Below are 17,091 nucleotides of genomic sequence, written 5' to 3' on the forward strand. Positions count from 1 at the left end.
TACTAAGAAATGAAAATATTATGATTATTCATTATCTCTTTTTGCTTTCAGTTCTAGCCATAATGACAGGGTGTCAGAGCTTAACCGCGCTAGACGAGAATGAACAACCAGAAGTCACACAAATAGATATAGCTCCAAGCACATTTAAGCAGCATTGCGATGTTCATCAAACACTTTATGATGGCAGCTATGTCGCGACAGGGTTTCCAAACACTGAAAGCACGCCGCTAAGTACAACGACAACATCTGATACAACAGGTGAAATAGAACTATGGGATACGCTGAGCGATCAGTTCACAATGGCGGTGCCAAATAATCGGCGAATTCGGTATTACAAACGGTGGTTCACCAACAATCCTTACCATATAAAAGTCGTAACCCAGCGAGCGGAACCTTTTTTATATTATATCTACCAACAAGTCGATGAGAGAGATCTTCCAATTGAGCTCGTATTGCTCCCCTTTATTGAGAGCAGCTTCGATCAATTTGCATACTCACCGAAAGGGGCTGCTGGACTTTGGCAAATAACAGCCCCCACAGGTCGTTCATTTGGGCTTGATATTGTCAGTGGTTATGATGGTCGCCGAGATATCATCGCTTCAACAGATGCTGCCTTAGACTTGCTTGAATACCTATACGATAAATTTGATCATAACTGGCTACACGCCATAGCAGCGTATAATACCGGAGGCGGCCGGGTTCGAAATGCAATTAAACGCAATCGTTCGGCAGGTAAATCAACTGACTTTTGGTCGTTAAAACTACCCAAAGAAACCAGAATGTATGTGCCAAAATTATTAGCCATGGTCGAGTTAGTAAAAGAGAGAGAACAAAACGAACTACCTTTTGCTTCGATTAAATCAGCGCCGATTATGGATGAAGTGATTATTAGCCAGCGTGTGAAGTTAAAACACATTGCAGGTCATGCCGGGCTATCGAGTAAGGCATTCTTTAAACTTAATCCAGGATATACTGGCGGCTACACCTTTAAGCAGCGCGACAATAGAATATTAATACCGAAGAAGAATAAGACACTGTTTTACGAAAATAAAAACAGCTATCGCTATGTAAAAGAAAAATTTGATGTTTATGATATTCAAGCGGGTGACTCGCTAAGCGAACTCGCACAAAACAACAACACATCCGTTTCGTTGATAAAGCAAGTTAACAACTTGTCAGACTCAATTATTTTTGCTGGGCAAAAGCTACTGATACCAACTCAATAGATAAACGTCGTGATTTTTGGCTAACTTCTTTGGCTAACCTAACTCGGTTAGCCTGAAAATGACTGAACTTCGCTTTCGGTTAAAAAGCGCCATTGCCCAACATTAACATCGAGGCATACTTCCCCTATTCTTTCACGGTGAAGCGAGACAACACGATTCCCCACAGCAGAGAACATACGCTTAACCTGATGAAACTTGCCTTCTGTTATCGTTAAATAAACATCTTTTTCACTAATAATGTCGAGCTTAGCAGGTAACGTCAGTCGTTTTTCACCTTGTAACTTGATACCATTTTCAAACTTGCTCGCAGCGTCCTCAGCAATAGGCTTAGATAGCCCTACGCGGTAAACTTTTTCACAGTGCTTTGTCGGTGTAATGATATTAAATGACCAATGCCCATCATCGGTGATCAATACTAACCCTGTTGTATCAGCATCTAAACGACCCGCGACATGAAGCTCAGTCACATTTTCAACATCGATATGGTTAAAGATAGAAGGATAAAACTCATCAATGTTTGAACAAATCGTATCAGCTGGCTTGTGCATTAATATATAACGAAAAGGACGACATTTTAACCTTTCGCCATTAAGCGTAACCTGATTGTTTTCATGAACCTGCGCCCTTTCATCAACAATAACCTCACCATTAACCTTCACTTCACCATTCTGGATCCATCGAATAGCTTCCTGTTTCGATAGCTCGGTGCTTTTACAAACAAATTTATCAAGGCGCATTAGGACAACTTTAGATCGATAAACAAAGCGGGTCATTATCCCTGCTATTCGATAATAAGCAACGATCGAATAATCATTACCACGAAAGCTCTTCACCGTCCCACGACAAAAAACGGCCAGAGTGATCTAGCGTCAATCCATTAATCAAACCGACCAAACCCGCGGCGCTTTCTTCTACAGAAATATCAGCCCCTTTTCCTCCCATATCTGTTCTCACCCAGCCTGGATTTACAGGGCAGACAATAATGCCATCTTGTTTATACTCATTCGCTAATACTTGCATCACTTTATTGAGTGCGGCTTTTGAGCTTCGATAAGCATAAGTGCCAATACTTTGCCCGCTTAAAGATGCCATTCCACTTGAAATAGAGACAATTCGAGGCCGCGATGACTGCTGCAAGTTACCCTTCAAAGACGTTGCAAGATGAAACGGTGCCAATGTATTTACTGCAAATGTTTTTAACCACTCGTTATAGTCCATATTATTCGCACTTTGGTTATCTCCCCCCAGTACACCTGCGTTATTAATTAATACATCGACAGTAACCCCAGAAAGAGCAGTACAAAATTCAACGACATCGCTCTCGTTAGTCAGCTCTAAAAAGTGAGTACTGAGTTTTCCTCTGCTCGTTAGCATATTCAGTTGGTCTGCTTTCGACTTATCTCTACACGTAGCAATAACGTGCCAACCTAAGTGAAGAAACTGTTTCGTGAGTTCGAGGCCAATCCCTCTATTTGCTCCTGTGATAACTATTGTTTCCATCCTGAAAATCCTTTTCGTTATAAACCTCTATCCATAGACAGAAACTTAGTTAATTCAAAAGTGAAAGCTTAACTGTTGAATCGCATAATCCAAATATATCGGTAATAATCACGACAGTCATAATCTTATACTGCTCTGTTGATGCCTTTCACAAGGCGGCGTGTTAATTCTATTGCGCTAATTTCTTTACAACCCGATGTGTTTTCTCCACACCATAACGGAGAAAAACCATCATCACCTTGTTTTTCGAAGTGAGCACGCAATTGGGTCATTTCTATTGATGCGTAGGGAAACGCAGGTGCCGATGTATTGATATAGCCAAGTTCTTTCATCACGCGATTTACAATGCCGCGAGCTGGCCTGCCAGAGAAAATATTGGTAAGCGCTGTATGCTGTGATTTTTCGCTCTTGATCGCTGAGCGGTGTAATTGAGACGTTTTTGCTTCAGTACAAAGCAAATACGCAGTGCCTACCTGAACAGCTTCGGCTCCATGCATTAAAGCGGCTTTAACTGTTTGGCTATCACAAATGCCACCTGCCGCAATAATTGGTACTTTTACTTTATTAGCCATTTGGGACACTAAATCAGACATCGTCATTTGAGTCGCTATATCACGGGACAAAAACATTCCTCGATGGCCACCAGCTTCAGATCCTTGAGCAATGATGCCATCAACCCCTTTAGACTCAAGCCACATCGCCTCATCAATCGTTGTTGCTGAAGAAACTATTTTGGTTCCCCAACGTTTAACGCGATTAAGTAATTCTTGGTTGGGAAGGCCAAAATGAAAACTAATAAATTCAGGATGAAATGGCTCTATAGCATCTGCAATATCATGATTAAACGGTGTTCTATTCGCCCCCTGCGGCCGGCTTTCACACTCGATACCTAACTCAGTGAAATACGGTTTTAATTCTGCTTGCCACATTACGTGCTGATTTTCATCATAATCGGGCATATCATGACAAAAAAAGTTTAGATTATAGGGGCTGTCAGTTGCCTCTTTAATCACCGCAATTTCATTTACAATGTCATCAATGTTTAACATTCCACAAGGTAAAGAGCCTAAGCCTCCCGCTTTACAAACAGCGATAGCCAGTTCACTTCCTTGCACACCAGCCATGGGTGACTGAATAATTGGAAGATCAGTGCCAAGTAGACTTTTAATGTTTTCATTGCGCATAATCGATTCCTTTCGATGTTATAAATTCAGCCCACCCTGCAAAACCTAAGGTTTATACCTAATTTCACAGAGCAATGTATGAGTACGAGTAAAAAATAATCCTTATAAATCTGCCACTTAATTTATCAAAGTTACTTTATCCCAAATTAAAGTGAAACAAAAAGGTAAAATTGCCCCGAAAAGCTTGTTAAATGCCTTAACACATAGATAATGTAGCTAAAATACCGTGTTATTGTATTTGAACCATTGATGAGCCTGTTTCAAATATCTCTTTTTTATCGAATGTAGGTGTAATGAAAATACCCAAACGATTATTGCCATTGGTTGAAGATGGCTTAGTAGATGAAGTACTTACTCAGTTAATGAGTGGCAAAGAGGCTTCAGTCTACATTGTACGTAGCCAAGACAAAATTTGTTGTGCGAAGGTATACAAAGAAATTGAGCAGCGCAGCTTTAAGCAAGCCGTAACCTATCGCGAAGGGCGTAAGGTACGCAATAGTCGTCGAGCTCGTGCAATGGAAAAAGGGTCTAAATTCGGCCGAGATGAACAAGAGAAAGTATGGCAACGCGCAGAAGTCGATGCTTTATACACTTTGTCTGATGCAGATGTACGCGTACCTACACCTTATGGTTGTTTTCACGGCGTCTTGTTGATGGAGTTGATGACTGACGAGGAAGGCAGTGTTGCCCCACGTCTAAATGATATCACCCTGACAAAAGAGCAAGCATTAAGAGATCACGATCTGATCATCCAATATGTCACTCGTATGCTTTGTGCAGGTATCATCCACGGCGATTTGTCGGAATTTAATGTGCTTGTTGATGAATCTGGCCCCATAATTATCGACCTACCTCAGGCTGTTGATGCTTCTGCAAATAACAATGCCAAATGGATGTTAGAACGTGATGTCATGAATATGACTAACTATTATGGTCAATACGTTCCAGAGCTGCTTGATAAGCAATATGCCAAAGAAATGTGGGCCTTGTATGAAGCTGGTGAGCTTACACCAACGTCAGAACTCACAGGACACTTCGTCGAAAGTGATGACGATGCCGACATCGACGGATTAATGGCTGAAATAAATGCGGTAATGGAAGAAGCTGCTCTACGTAGAGAACGACTCAGTGAAGAACAAGAAGCCGATTAAATAAACCCGCATTGAACAAGTACAATCCCGTTTGCTCCCATTAACAATGGTTCGAACGGGATACTTAAATTCGCACGAGCTTGATAAATCCCCCCACGACTCCCCTATTCAAAACCGCATAAAGTTCGAAATTACTATCATCTATTTTTTCGAACAAGTTCAGCTGTTTTTTCCACTTTCAACACTAACTGCCCAGTTGTATAGTAATAATCAAGCGATACGGCACTAGAACTTAAGGAAATAATAATGGCAAATTTACTTGTACTAAAATCGAGCATTTTAGGTGATTACTCTCAGTCTAACGGTCTAATTGATCACCTTGTTTCCTCTTGGACAGACACACAATCGGTTATTGAGCGAGATCTTGCTGCACAGCCTCTTCCTGTTCTCGATGGTGAAATTGCAGGTGGGTTACGCGGTGGTGATAACCTATCACAGAAGCAACAAGATGCACTGGCCTTATCAGACCAGCTGATCAACGAAATTCATGCCAGTGACACCCTTGTTATTGCAGCACCAATGTACAACTTTTCAATACCTACTCAATTAAAAAATTGGTTTGATTTAATTGCACGAGCTGGCGTGACATTTAGCTACACGGAAAATGGTCCTGTAGGCCTACTTACCGATAAAAAGGTCATTGTTGTAACTACACGTGGCGGTATGCATAAAGATGGCGCAACAGATACGATGGTACCTTACCTAAAAACCATTCTTGGTTTCGTTGGGCTTACTGACGTTACGTTTGTATATAGTGAAGCGTTAGCTATGGGCGAAGAGCTTGCAGCTAAAGCTTTACAAGAGGCGAAGGGTGAACTTGAAAAATTAACGGTATAACAACCCTATTTTTCTGTAGCCAATAAAAATAACAAAGCTCCGCCTATTTTATTCAACAAACAGGCGGAGCTTTATTTCATCAAGAATCAAAAATCGAACTGAACATAAACAGTATTATAGTTACTGCCGCCTTTTATGCGCCCAAACTGGGAAGCACTTTCAAAAATTGCAGAACGGTGATGCAAGCTGTAACCAACCCAAACGCCATCCATTGATTTTTCATTGAAAAGATCACCAAGGTTCACATCAAACGAGAAATCGAGATAGTTCAGCAGATTACTTGCCTCGTACCCTTTTCTATCCATTTCACTTTGTTCAATATATGAAATGTCAGAAATATACGATAAGCCTTCAGCAACACCAAAGCGCCACTTCACAGGCCAGTTCACGGTGTAGTAGGCTTTTATCGCCATAATATATTCTTGCGTTGAAGACTGAACATCAGAGCTCCAATGCCATGCAACCCCTGGGGTTAAATAAATATCCAGTGGCAAACCAAACAGCTCATCCGTTAATGGATGGCCATAGAAAACAGATGTCAGTTGATTATTAAACTCATCTTTCACTCTGTTACCAGAGAAAATTTCACCAATATTAGATGGTGTAGCCCAGCCATGTGCCACCCGGAAATATGGTTTTGTGCTGATAGACGATTTACGTGGCTTACTTGCATCATTAAAGAAACCAAAGCCTAAGTAAGCTTCACCTTGCCAGTCACTCGATACAATGTCGGAATCGCGAATGTTACTATCAAAGTATCTTGCATGCGCACCCCCTAACAAATATAAGTTAGATGCAACATGATATGCAGCATTTACCCCAAAACGAACATCGACTCCCGCGTTTATCGATTCTTGATTAAGCCCATAGTAATAACTGTTGTATTTACTTTCTTTCCAAATTAACGACGCCTCTGGCTTTAATGTCCAGTTATCTACTCGAAACTTAGTCCCTAGCGTCGCTTGTGAGCTAATACGACCGTCAGGGTCAGATAATAACTCTAGGTTACTGTACGTTGTCTCATCCCAACGGTATTTATACTGCAAACCAAAATCAGCAGTATCACCGCCAATCTCATTTTGGAACGAGCTTGGGATATCAATAAAGTGAAGTCGTGTGAAAAAATTAGCTTCCCAATCTGGTTCACGGTACAAAGTAATACCGCCTTCCGTTCCATTCAGGTATAAGCGCTCACCCTTATAGAACATCATAGGGACAAATGTGGATACTGTCGTATCTTCTACAACACTTTCTGTTGCGTATGGTATAGAAGCATTGCGAAAGACAGCAGCAATACCCCATGGCTGTTCGCCGTCTCTTTGAAGGCGTAACTCGTACGGCGAAATGAATCCTTCATCTAAATTTTCTTCTGGTTCATTCCCTGTCGCTGAAGCGACAACAGGCGCACAGCACAACAACCATCCCAAGGGCTTAAACAATCAACTGCTCCTCATTTACACACGTTGCAATAAATTTTAGCGCGTTCTTCAAATATAAACACATATTATAGCTTTGTTTTATATCAAAGTTTATCTTAATGATTGTCTAACCGATGTAAAAAAAGCATAAAAAAACCCGAACAAAATCGGGTTTATAGACTGAAACTAGGAATTTAATTACTGACTCGCAATTTCCGCTTTCTTCAGGTCTTTAACGTTCTTGCTGACTTCACGGCGCTCTTTAGAAAGCTCTGCGCTGATGATGATGTGATCATCAACACGATCTTCGTAATCACCCTTCATATTCTCAACAATCTCAACGATTTGATCGTGTGTCATGTCAGCCTTGATATAATCAAGTAGGTTTTCCAGTAACTCAACGCGCTTACGGTTATCGCGAACTTTACGGTCGTTGTCTAAAATCTCGCGCTTCAGTTTGTTCTTACGACGAGTTTGACGAACTAGCTCTAGGATAGTGTTCATGATTTGTCCTTTAAATGAATCTACAAAACCTAACTGCCCCCGTTATAACAGAAAGCGATGTTGCTACTCAAGTCACATTTCAACCAATTAAAAAAGATCACTCTTTCTTTTGATTTATTACAGCTAAAATCGCTAATTCACCGAAGGTGAAGCAAAAAAGTTCTTTCTGTATCATTAAGATAAAATGCGAGTCCAACAACAAAATGCCTGCTAAAAACTTAACTTACCTTCAACTTTTGTCAGGCTGATAGTCAAACATGTGAATATCCCCACAAAAACCTTAAATTTCTATTTGCAAATAGCATAACCCTGCCTAATCTTTAAGAGACCAGTAGTGTTTGGCAGTAATACAACAATGTGAACGAATCGCTCCATCTAGCATTACCTGTAAACAGTAAAACTAGAGCAGAGATTCAATTGTTACGCGAGTTAAATAGTTATTGGCATTTGTATAGATGTAAGATATTCAGGAGACAACATGTCTAAAGCAACAGGTACCGTTAAGTGGTTTAACGAAGAGAAAGGTTTTGGTTTTATCACTCAGGATAACGGCGGTGCTGACGTATTCGTTCATTTCCGTGCAATTACAGGCGACGGCTTCAAAACACTAGCTGAAGGTCAAAAAGTTGCATATGAAACAGAGCAAGGCCCTAAAGGTCTTCAAGCTGCAAACGTAGAAAAAGTCTAATTTGCATCCGCTTAGTTTCTAGTTAAAAGGGCTCTTTAGCCCTTTTTTACTTTCTGCTGTATGACGCTGCCTGTTTTATGCTCACCTTCCTGAAACCCCTACATTTCCATATATACATCTTTATTGAACCAATTTTGAGCGATTTACGACTAAAGCATTGTGACCCAATGTGAATGTCACTTTGGGGGTGATAAAAAGATCACATTTTTCTCATAAATCACTAAATATTAAAGTATTTGCTTGCCCTGCCAAAACGCTTATGGCCTAATAGTTCACGGCCTGTAATGCAGACCTATTTATGCCAAATTGAAATAGAAAACTTCGTTCCACCGCTTCACTAGCGCCGTTGTCCTGAAGAGCTCAAAATTCTTTTGTCCATAAGTAATACATTATGCTGGCTTAAGTACGCGCTAAGCGTGATTTCAAAAAATATTTTTCAGGAGACATCAAATGTCTAAAGCAACTGGTATCGTTAAGTGGTTCAACGATGAGAAAGGTTTCGGTTTCATCACTCAAGACAACGGCGGCGCTGACGTATTCGTTCACTTCCGTGCTATCTCTGGTGAAGGCTTCAAATCACTAGCTGAAGGCCAAAAAGTATCTTTCGACATCGAACAAGGTCAGAAAGGTCCTCAAGCTGCTAACGTTGAGCGTGTTTAATTAAACACCAAGCGTTAAAGCTTTGAAAAAAGAGCATCTATTGATGCTCTTTTTTATTGCCTATAATTTACTTCTCACTTACTCCCTCCCCTTTCAGCGATTCCACTGTTTTTTATAAGACTTATTAATAAGTCACATGATAATTGTGACCATACGAACATAATTAGCGTTTACATCCATAAAATAATCCTCATTACGAATCAGCCATTTACATACCTATGTCAATACCACATTATAACTTAACCAATAGCAACACCGTAAAGAAAATATTCCAAGGTGTTGTGCTCCATCCCAAATGACACATAGGAAGTAATCAGATGGTATTTCACACTAAAGGACTCGTCGCTTCAGTCTCAATTGCTATCACCTCTTTTAGCACTGTAGCCCTTGCTAATAACGACAATGTATACGTTCAAGCAAGTTCAGGTAGTTTTAACAACGCTGCAATTAACACCCTTTATAGCAAAACAGAGTTGGCTCAACCTAGCTATGTCTTTTCAGGCACACCGCTACAAACTTTTGTGGCTGCAAATAATGATGCTGCTTTGGCTTTTACCGCACTCGAAAACTCAACGATTAAAGGTAATTTGGTAAGGGCAACTGTCGCTGCGATACAAGAGTATCAAGTTGTTGAAGTAGAAGCAGGTATTCGCACGGCCATTGAAATGTGTGTACTACGTTCTAAGAGTGATGTGGAAGCAAGTATCCCACTGCAACAGATAGCATCTCACCCTGCTGCGCTAAAGCAAATTGACCGCTGGAAAGGACAATATACCGAATTACAAGAACTCGAAATCCCAAAAGGTACAGCAGAAGCCGCTCGTATGGTTGCCACGGGAGAGTTACCAAGTGGTACAGCCGCAATCGGGGCTTGTATGCTTGAAGAACTTTACCCACAAATCACAGTTACCGCTAAAGCAGTTCAAGACAATAAAGACAACAAAACACTCTTTGCACTAATGAAAGTCACCAAGAGAACAACTCCCCTAAGTGTGTCAGATGCTGAGAATGAGCTACGTGCTGTTATTCTCCAAGCTGAAGCCTATGATGCCAAGTTGTAGATATTATTGTTGCTATAGCCGTTAGCGGGCAGCAGCTGCCCGCACTCACGCTATACAACAAAAAGCCCAGCCATAAATATTTCCTCGCGATATCCTTCCTATCTACACCTCACCAAGCATGGATAACATCACGGATTCTCATTATTCAGTGATGAATCTCCCCATATATTGAACACGTCAAATTATTATGTGTATTTTTTGTTACACTTGTAATGCATTTGACATATAACACCTCATCGAAACACCCAGCAGATCAAAAGGATATGGGTCTCTATGAAAAAGCTTCAAGATACAAATTCAATTAAGCGTCTACTCACCTATGGCGCTGGAATTATTCTGGTATTTCTCACAGCATTCTTTTATACCGAGCAGAACCTTAACAACAAACGCTCTCAACTGGTTAATCTTGAAATTGAAATTCTTAATGCGTCAAATGAAGTACTCATGATGCGCCGACATGAAAAAGACTTTATCGACCGAGTCGACCCAAAATACCAAGTAAAAATGCAAACAGCCTACTCATTAACGCTGCAAAACCTACACTCCATAAACAGCTTAATTGCAGTCAGTGGTATCGCCACAGACTACAACGGCCAATTAACACTAGACTCGATTGACGCCTACTATCAGCAATTTGATTCACTGGCTGCCATGGTATTACTCATCCATGGGCACAATGGCGATGATGGGCTTGTTGATGCATTAAAAGATAAATCATTGATATTGAAAAACGAGCTTATCAACGTTAACAGTCGCTCTCTCGATCAACGAACGCTCAGGATAGAAGACTTAATCTATCAGTTCTTTTCCAAATTCGACGAAGAGACCTTAAGTCAAATTAGTGACCAGCTTGATATGATGCAAAACGAGATGATCATATCCACAAGCTCTCCTTCTGCTCTCAACGCCTTCACTGATTTTCATCAGGCATTTTATGCATTACAAACCGCCTATGAAAAATTTGGTTATGACCATAATTCAGGTAAGCATGGTGACTTAAGAAATACCATTCACATTTTGGAAGGTAAACTAAACACGCTATTTTCGGAGATCCCTGTACAAATAAAACTGAAGCTAAATATTTACGAATTCTATATGTTACTTGCAGCATTCGTTCTCGCTTTATCCGTCATTACAGTACTCATTTATGTGGTACACAAAATTGGAGAGATGGAAAAAAAACTCATTTCCGCACGCGAACAAGAAAGACAAGCCAATAAAGCAAAAAGCGCCTTTTTAGCCAACATGTCACATGAGATAAGAACACCGCTAAACGGTATATTAGGCATGACTGAAATTTTGTCTGACTCAAAATTAAGTGCTATTCAAAAAGACTACTTATCGACGATTAATGTTTCATCACAAACACTGCTAATGCTTATTAACGATATATTAGATCTTTCAAAAATTGAGTCCGGGCACTTAGAAATTTGTCCACACACCTGTGCCATAAAAGAAGTGCTATTCGACACCGCTGCACTGATCACCCCGAAAGCACAGCAAAAGAAAATTGATATTGTGGTCGACCTAGATCCCCAATTACCGAACTATATCAAAGCCGATGAACAGAAAGTGCGTCAGGTATTAATGAACCTGGCCTCGAATGCGATTAAGTTCACCGAGCAAGGTTCTATCACATTCACTGCCCGCCAAACCTCGGAAACAGCTTCTTCAATCGTTATTTTCTTTGCTGTGGCAGATACAGGAATCGGGATCGACGAAGATAAACAAGCACATATTTTTGATGAATTTAAACAAGAGAATTCAGACACCTCTGCGCAATATGGCGGTACCGGGTTAGGGCTTGCCATTTCCTCGAAGATGATTGAACTAATGGACGGAGAGGTTAAGATAAGCTCGGAAAAAGGCAAAGGTAGCCAATTTTATTTTGAAGTCGAATTCAGCAAAGATGATCAAGCGCTTAATCAAGATAACGTCTTTAATGTCGCTTACTGTACAACCCGTACAAACCCGTTATTAGTCGCAGAGCTAAAACGATTGGGTTACCCGTTTACAGTTATAGATGGGAACACTTGCTTAATTGCAGATATTGAGCAAGACGATTTGGTGATAGTTGACTCACCTGCCATATTAAAAGCGGTTGAGCAGCAACTGCCAACCCACCGTGTGGTTTACATTCGTGATAACACCAAAAATATCGATATAGAATCAAGCCATGTTGTCGCGTTCATTACAGCGCCGCTATTTGGCATGCGGCTAAACAACACCCTCAGAAACGCCTATGAAAATGATCAAACCGATGAAGTCAAAGAGCAGCAGCCTCAAAGCAAAATCTCATCAACAAGCAGCCAGATTCTAATCGTCGAAGACAACAAAATTAACCAACAAGTTGTCTGTATTAACCTCAAGCGCATGGGGCTAGACTATGTCATCGCGAACAACGGCCAAGAAGCGATTGATATTTACGAAGCCAACCATGATGCCATCGGCTTGATCCTAATGGACTGTATGATGCCGGTGCTTGATGGTTTTGGGGCGACAGAAGCCATTCGTAAGTTTGAAAGTAACAACCAACTCCCTCGTAAACACATCATCGCCCTAACCGCTTCGATCTTAGATGACGATATTCAGAAGTGTTTCGACAGCGGTATGGATGATTACCTGCCTAAACCATTCAAACGTGATGTATTACTTGAAAAGTTAGATAAGCAGGTTAGCTTAGTTGAACTAACGTCTTACTTATCAGAGGCAGCTGGCTGCCTCTGATGTTGCAAATATGACACAAAACTCACATTTAACGCTTAAATAATCACGCATTTTCCTTAGAATAAAAACCACAAAGATATAAAATTAGTTGCATACCATTAAGATATGTTAGCCGATAAATATTTTTCTAAAGGAATAGACTTTAATGAGAATAAGAAAAACGTATATCCTCGAATCTGATATAGATTGCTATGGCTATGAGCTTAGTCAACCAATAATGTTCAGAGGCCACCTTCCAAATGGCTATATTGAAAATGGTAATATCGATTAAGATTCAAGCATTACTGAATTTCTAAACCCCAAATCTGGCACCTGTTGCTCGATCTCATTTTTCGTGCATTTAGAGGTAGAAAACACATAACTTTTACAAGTTTCTTCTTTCTCTTCAATTGATAAAACCGACAAAACGGAGTATCTACCATCCATACTTAAATACCTTTCTTACATTTACCTAATGCCGTAATAACACATTCTGAACGCCATAATAGCCAAATCAATTACACTTCAAACCACGAATGCAGAGTGTATTAAGCATAATGTTAATTACTTATTATATGATTTTTCTAGCCACTATGTGACAAGCTTTACTATTATGACCAGTCATCGTTTGGTTATTAACGACCATAGATTTTTCTATTATTAACCCATTTACTATATTTTCGATTTCAGACTGAGTTCCGTGCCACATTGGAACCCCAACACCTGAAGTGAAAAATCGGCCTTCATCAGAACAAAATTCAGCCAAATAAATGATCCCATTTGGCTTTAAAACTCTTAATAGCTCAGAAACAACATTTACCCTAATTTGCTCTTCTGGAATGCAAGTAAAAACAGCACACGTGACAATGGCATCAAACGAAGCATCCAAGAAAGGAAGCCGTGAACCTTTCGAGTAACTCAGTTCAAGGTGAGGAAATTCATTATTCCCACGATTAATCATTGCCAATGAAGAATCAACACCACAAATACTTTTATAACCTAAGCTGTAAAGCTCATTAGCTACTCTTCCATACCCACAACCAAAATCGAGAACTTGGCTAGAATAAGGAACCGTATTAATAAGTAACTCGCTAATTAATTGAAGATTAAACTCAACTTTATCTGCAACATCATCCCACTTACTCAAAGATTTCTCCTTAAATCATATAATGCCCTGTTAAGTTTCGAGCCAAATTGAGCCTATTATACTCAAGAGCCATTCAGGGTTGTCTAGCGCTATATCATGACCATCTACTTCATTTGAGATGACCGAAACATTCCACGCACTTGCAATAGCTTTAGTTGCTTTGGTGTTTACTAGCCTATCATTTTCGGAGGAAATAAAATGTATATCGCATTCAGGACGCGCAACTACAAATTTACTGGCTGCTAATAGCTGTCGCCAGAAGTTAGAAATGTTCATCGGATACTTTTTACTATAGTTTGCCCATTCGTTTACGGTAGTTAGGTTGAAAGGCTGGTTTGATACCATTTGATAAATTACCGCCTCTCGATTGTACGGTCTCGAAACTAGAGCCTTTACAATCTTTAGGTAATTTCGGGGCAACAGCCTTTCGTAGAAAGGGCTATAGCCCTTTGCGCTCGTATTTACACAGATCACAGACTCAATTTCTTCTGGGTAAAGCTCTGCCCACTTTAGTCCTATCATACCGCCCATTGAAACAGCCAAAATATACGCTTTACCTTTGCCACTACGCTGTTTCCTAACGCTTTCAACCATTCCGGAAATAGTCGTTGGTGACACTTCCGAAGACAAATAACCATTGCCTGGAATATCAATGCAAGTAACTACAAATTCTGGAAAAGTGCTGTGTAATCGCTTAGGAAAATCACCCCAGTGGTAACTACCTCGAAATAAGCCTCTTAGCAGTATTAACTCACCAGACATAGTAGAAACCTCCTAGAAGCCTAACGAATGACATGGACTCCCTTCTTCAAACTTAAGAATACGAAACGTTTTAGGGCTACCATAACCTCTTTGTGATGAACATGGCTGTTACCCTACAGGCTCTTGCCATTGGTTGGATCCTTGAGTGCTAGTTGCTCAAGCCTAATGCCCAGATAGGGCTTTCGCTGCTATGACCAGTTCAAAACCGATTAAATTTACAAATGCAGTCATGTAGAGTGTCTTGCTTATTAGAGTGCCTGGCAGCATTCACAAAATGCAACTTAATCGAGACAGCCTGAACAATGACAACCATTCATCATCATCCTGTACAAATTTATTACGAAGATACCGATCATTCAGGTGTTGTTTATCACCCAAACTTCTTGAAGTATTTTGAACGCGCTCGTGAGCACATTATCGACAGCGATAAACTCGCAGCCTTATGGAATGAGCATGGCCTTGGTTTCGCTGTGTACAAAGCCAATATGATCTTTCAAGATGGTGTTGAATTTGCAGAAATTTGCGATATTCGCACCAGCGTTACGCTAGACGGGAAATACAAAACTCTGTGGCGACAAGAATTATGGCGCCCTAACGCTACACGCGCCGCCGTGATTGGCGATATTGAAATGATCTGTTTAAACAAGCAAAAGCATCTACAACCGATCCCACAAGATTTGATTGATAGCATGGCATCCATGGTTTAGAGCCAAGATGTAAATACAAGTTGCTTTACGATTGGCAATGAAGGCACAGCAACCTAATCATTGAGTACACTCACTAGAGAAACTCTACGGGCGTAAATAGAAGACTCATCCAATTTACGTCCTTTCACCATCAAGCCAAAACGATAACTTGCTGACAAACGTCCTAAAAATATAGACCATACTTGCCCTCCCACTTGCTCACTGCAATCAAAGCATGTGTATTCACCTGCACTGCCTTCCCCCACACAGCCTTCCAATGTATTTACAACAAGCCCCGTCACTATCTCGAGTGATTGTTGACTCGCCGGTTTTTCATCGAAAAGTGAAAGCCGCTGTTGATTGCTTAAAGAAAAATCAAAACCAAATGATTTTAACGATTGAGCAAGCCCAAGTCCTGTCGCTTTAATATACGACTCTTTAAGCACCCATAAATCAAAAAAACGTCGGCGCTGATCGCTCAGCTCCAACTGCATTAATGATTTTATTTCTTGTGGTTGAAAGTAGTTTTCCATGATAGTGCTAATAGACATCTCTTCTCTTTCACACTCGATATCAACACCTAGCTCTATCTCTTGATCTGCCGTTTGCGTAACAGCCAGCAATACTTGATCACCGCTATGGCTTAAATTAAAGACCAAGCCTGTTTGCTGACGTTGTGTTTTACACAAATTCGGTTTGCCTTGCTCGCCATATTCAAAACACCATTCGTGAGGAAGTATACGAGCATAACGAGACAGGGTTACACGAAGAAATGCACGTATGTAAATGGCGTGCATACGTGCCAAAGGCTGTCGGTAGCGCATCGCTTTGGCTAGCTCTTCTTCGTTAAGTAAAGGGCGAGCTTGATGAATCAAATAGGAATGATCAATAGCCACAGTAGAGGAAAAAGCTTCTACATTTTTATGCATTGTTGGCAATGCGAGAAACCATAAGTCCACCGTGTTTTTCAACGTCAATTCCAATCAATCCAAGTAAAATTTGTAGTATGTATTATACGTCACTGTGTCGTCAAAACAACTCAGCAACAGGCCGACAACCCAACACCAGACAGGTCAGATGACTGACCAATAAAATTTATAATTTTTTACACCAAGCCCTCACCATACAAGGAGCAATAAAACTTTTCTTCAAAAAATGCTACATAGATCACTAAAGCATGAAAAACCGAGCATTTACACTAAAAAATCTCAATACCAGCTTTAATATTAATAAGTTAGGGTAAATATCATTACAAAATACAGGAATTAACAAATCTGAACTGGTCTGAAGAGATCCAACCTCTTACTCAGGCGATTGTAACCACTACCCGCCTCGGGTAGGCTGCTCAACCATTGACTGATTCAGCGATAAACATTGCAGTGGAATCTAAATTCCACAAGGTGCATAACGCTGCTGCTCTACAGGATAGTAATGGATACGAGCACTATGGATTACCAGACAACATTGCCTTGTCAAATTGATAAAACACCTGCGTTTTAACATGCAGTTGTCTACTCACTCTTCATCTTGGCACTATCCTGCCTCTACTTATTTTTTTATA

General features: G+C 40.4%; 16 protein-coding genes. 8 read left to right on the plus strand and 8 right to left on the minus strand.

The window, feature by feature from the left end; translation table 11 throughout:
* Positions 1–20: 20 nt before the first annotated feature.
* Positions 21–1,226, plus strand: a complete 1,206-nt coding sequence (locus tag L4D09_RS18195) for a transglycosylase SLT domain-containing protein (protein WP_428458939.1) — start codon at positions 21–23, stop codon at positions 1,224–1,226.
* 47 nt (positions 1,227–1,273) lie between these two features.
* Here L4D09_RS18195 and L4D09_RS18200 read toward each other — a convergent pair whose 3' ends face one another.
* The 3 genes from L4D09_RS18200 to L4D09_RS18210 form a co-directional block, all read right to left on the minus strand.
* Positions 1,274–1,963 carry a pseudouridine synthase gene (locus tag L4D09_RS18200; protein ID WP_428458962.1) on the minus strand — a complete coding sequence of 230 codons (690 nt, stop codon included), beginning with the start codon at positions 1,961–1,963 and terminating at the stop codon, positions 1,274–1,276.
* A gap of 76 nt (positions 1,964–2,039) precedes the next feature.
* Entirely contained in the window at positions 2,040–2,726 is a 687-nt protein-coding gene (locus L4D09_RS18205) for an SDR family oxidoreductase (RefSeq protein ID WP_428458940.1), read from the minus strand.
* A gap of 125 nt (positions 2,727–2,851) precedes the next feature.
* Positions 2,852–3,910 carry an NAD(P)H-dependent flavin oxidoreductase gene (locus tag L4D09_RS18210; protein ID WP_428458941.1) on the minus strand — a complete coding sequence of 353 codons (1,059 nt, stop codon included), beginning with the start codon at positions 3,908–3,910 and terminating at the stop codon, positions 2,852–2,854.
* A 293-nt stretch (positions 3,911–4,203) separates the two neighbouring features.
* Between L4D09_RS18210 and L4D09_RS18215 the strand changes: the two genes are divergently transcribed.
* Both L4D09_RS18215 and L4D09_RS18220 read left to right on the plus strand, forming a co-directional pair.
* Positions 4,204–5,061 (plus strand): PA4780 family RIO1-like protein kinase, encoded by an 858-nt coding sequence (locus tag L4D09_RS18215; protein WP_428458942.1) that lies wholly within the window; start codon positions 4,204–4,206, stop codon positions 5,059–5,061.
* 246 nt (positions 5,062–5,307) lie between these two features.
* Entirely contained in the window at positions 5,308–5,898 is a 591-nt protein-coding gene (locus tag L4D09_RS18220; RefSeq protein WP_428458943.1) for an FMN-dependent NADH-azoreductase, read from the plus strand.
* 86 nt (positions 5,899–5,984) lie between these two features.
* Here L4D09_RS18220 and L4D09_RS18225 read toward each other — a convergent pair whose 3' ends face one another.
* Positions 5,985–7,244, minus strand: a complete 1,260-nt coding sequence (locus L4D09_RS18225; RefSeq protein ID WP_428458963.1) for a MipA/OmpV family protein — start codon at positions 7,242–7,244, stop codon at positions 5,985–5,987.
* A gap of 270 nt (positions 7,245–7,514) precedes the next feature.
* A complete protein-coding gene (locus L4D09_RS18230; protein WP_428458944.1) occupies positions 7,515–7,820 on the minus strand; it encodes a DUF496 family protein in 306 nt (101 codons plus the stop codon).
* A 478-nt stretch (positions 7,821–8,298) separates the two neighbouring features.
* On the opposite strand from L4D09_RS18230, the gene cspE (L4D09_RS18235) reads away from it, so the two are divergent.
* From cspE (L4D09_RS18235) to L4D09_RS18250, 4 genes are all read left to right on the plus strand, one after another.
* A complete protein-coding gene (gene cspE, locus L4D09_RS18235; protein ID WP_068327593.1) occupies positions 8,299–8,508 on the plus strand; it encodes a transcription antiterminator/RNA stability regulator CspE in 210 nt (69 codons plus the stop codon).
* A 450-nt stretch (positions 8,509–8,958) separates the two neighbouring features.
* Positions 8,959–9,168: a transcription antiterminator/RNA stability regulator CspE gene (cspE, locus tag L4D09_RS18240; RefSeq protein WP_428458945.1), complete on the plus strand. Its 210-nt coding sequence runs from the start codon at positions 8,959–8,961 to the stop codon at positions 9,166–9,168.
* A 317-nt stretch (positions 9,169–9,485) separates the two neighbouring features.
* Entirely contained in the window at positions 9,486–10,229 is a 744-nt protein-coding gene (locus tag L4D09_RS18245) for a prephenate dehydratase domain-containing protein (protein ID WP_428458946.1), read from the plus strand.
* 273 nt (positions 10,230–10,502) lie between these two features.
* Positions 10,503–12,956 carry a hybrid sensor histidine kinase/response regulator gene (locus tag L4D09_RS18250; protein ID WP_428458947.1) on the plus strand — a complete coding sequence of 818 codons (2,454 nt, stop codon included), beginning with the start codon at positions 10,503–10,505 and terminating at the stop codon, positions 12,954–12,956.
* 550 nt (positions 12,957–13,506) lie between these two features.
* On the opposite strand, the gene L4D09_RS18255 is transcribed toward L4D09_RS18250, so the two are convergent.
* Together L4D09_RS18255 and L4D09_RS18260 are read right to left on the minus strand one after the other, a co-directional pair.
* The gene (locus L4D09_RS18255; RefSeq protein WP_428458948.1) at positions 13,507–14,082 is read right to left on the minus strand and encodes a class I SAM-dependent methyltransferase; all 576 of its coding nucleotides are present in this window, start codon (positions 14,080–14,082) and stop codon (positions 13,507–13,509) included.
* Between the two features lie 30 nt (positions 14,083–14,112).
* Positions 14,113–14,844, minus strand: coding sequence for an alpha/beta fold hydrolase (locus tag L4D09_RS18260; RefSeq protein WP_428458949.1), 732 nt, complete (start codon positions 14,842–14,844; stop codon positions 14,113–14,115).
* A 302-nt stretch (positions 14,845–15,146) separates the two neighbouring features.
* On the opposite strand from L4D09_RS18260, the gene L4D09_RS18265 reads away from it, so the two are divergent.
* On the plus strand, positions 15,147–15,551 hold the full coding sequence (locus tag L4D09_RS18265; protein ID WP_428458950.1) for a thioesterase family protein: 405 nt from the start codon (positions 15,147–15,149) through the stop codon (positions 15,549–15,551).
* A 53-nt stretch (positions 15,552–15,604) separates the two neighbouring features.
* Here the strand turns inward: L4D09_RS18265 and L4D09_RS18270 are convergent, their stop codons facing one another.
* A complete protein-coding gene (locus L4D09_RS18270; RefSeq protein WP_428458951.1) occupies positions 15,605–16,501 on the minus strand; it encodes a 4'-phosphopantetheinyl transferase family protein in 897 nt (298 codons plus the stop codon).
* Between the last annotated feature and the right edge of the window lie 590 nt (positions 16,502–17,091).

The organism is Photobacterium makurazakiensis, from assembly GCF_050336715.1.
GTDB classification, from domain to species: domain Bacteria; phylum Pseudomonadota; class Gammaproteobacteria; order Enterobacterales; family Vibrionaceae; genus Photobacterium; species Photobacterium makurazakiensis.

Bases quoted from the DNA above. Each gene is read 5' to 3' on its own strand.
- L4D09_RS18260 (WP_428458949.1), bottom strand. From the start codon at position 14,844: ATGTCTGGTGAGTTAATACTGCTAAGAGGCTTATTTCGAGGTAGTTAC.
- L4D09_RS18215 (WP_428458942.1), top strand. From the start codon at position 4,204: ATGAAAATACCCAAACGATTATTGCCATTGGTTGAAGATGGCTTAGTA.
- L4D09_RS18210 (WP_428458941.1), bottom strand. From the start codon at position 3,910: ATGCGCAATGAAAACATTAAAAGTCTACTTGGCACTGATCTTCCAATT.
- L4D09_RS18195 (WP_428458939.1), top strand. From the start codon at position 21: ATGATTATTCATTATCTCTTTTTGCTTTCAGTTCTAGCCATAATGACA.
- L4D09_RS18220 (WP_428458943.1), top strand. From the start codon at position 5,308: ATGGCAAATTTACTTGTACTAAAATCGAGCATTTTAGGTGATTACTCT.
- cspE (WP_428458945.1), top strand. From the start codon at position 8,959: ATGTCTAAAGCAACTGGTATCGTTAAGTGGTTCAACGATGAGAAAGGT.
- L4D09_RS18230 (WP_428458944.1), bottom strand. From the start codon at position 7,820: ATGAACACTATCCTAGAGCTAGTTCGTCAAACTCGTCGTAAGAACAAA.
- L4D09_RS18200 (WP_428458962.1), bottom strand. From the start codon at position 1,963: ATGCGCCTTGATAAATTTGTTTGTAAAAGCACCGAGCTATCGAAACAG.
- L4D09_RS18205 (WP_428458940.1), bottom strand. From the start codon at position 2,726: ATGGAAACAATAGTTATCACAGGAGCAAATAGAGGGATTGGCCTCGAA.
- L4D09_RS18265 (WP_428458950.1), top strand. From the start codon at position 15,147: ATGACAACCATTCATCATCATCCTGTACAAATTTATTACGAAGATACC.
- cspE (WP_068327593.1), top strand. From the start codon at position 8,299: ATGTCTAAAGCAACAGGTACCGTTAAGTGGTTTAACGAAGAGAAAGGT.
- L4D09_RS18245 (WP_428458946.1), top strand. From the start codon at position 9,486: ATGGTATTTCACACTAAAGGACTCGTCGCTTCAGTCTCAATTGCTATC.
- L4D09_RS18250 (WP_428458947.1), top strand. From the start codon at position 10,503: ATGAAAAAGCTTCAAGATACAAATTCAATTAAGCGTCTACTCACCTAT.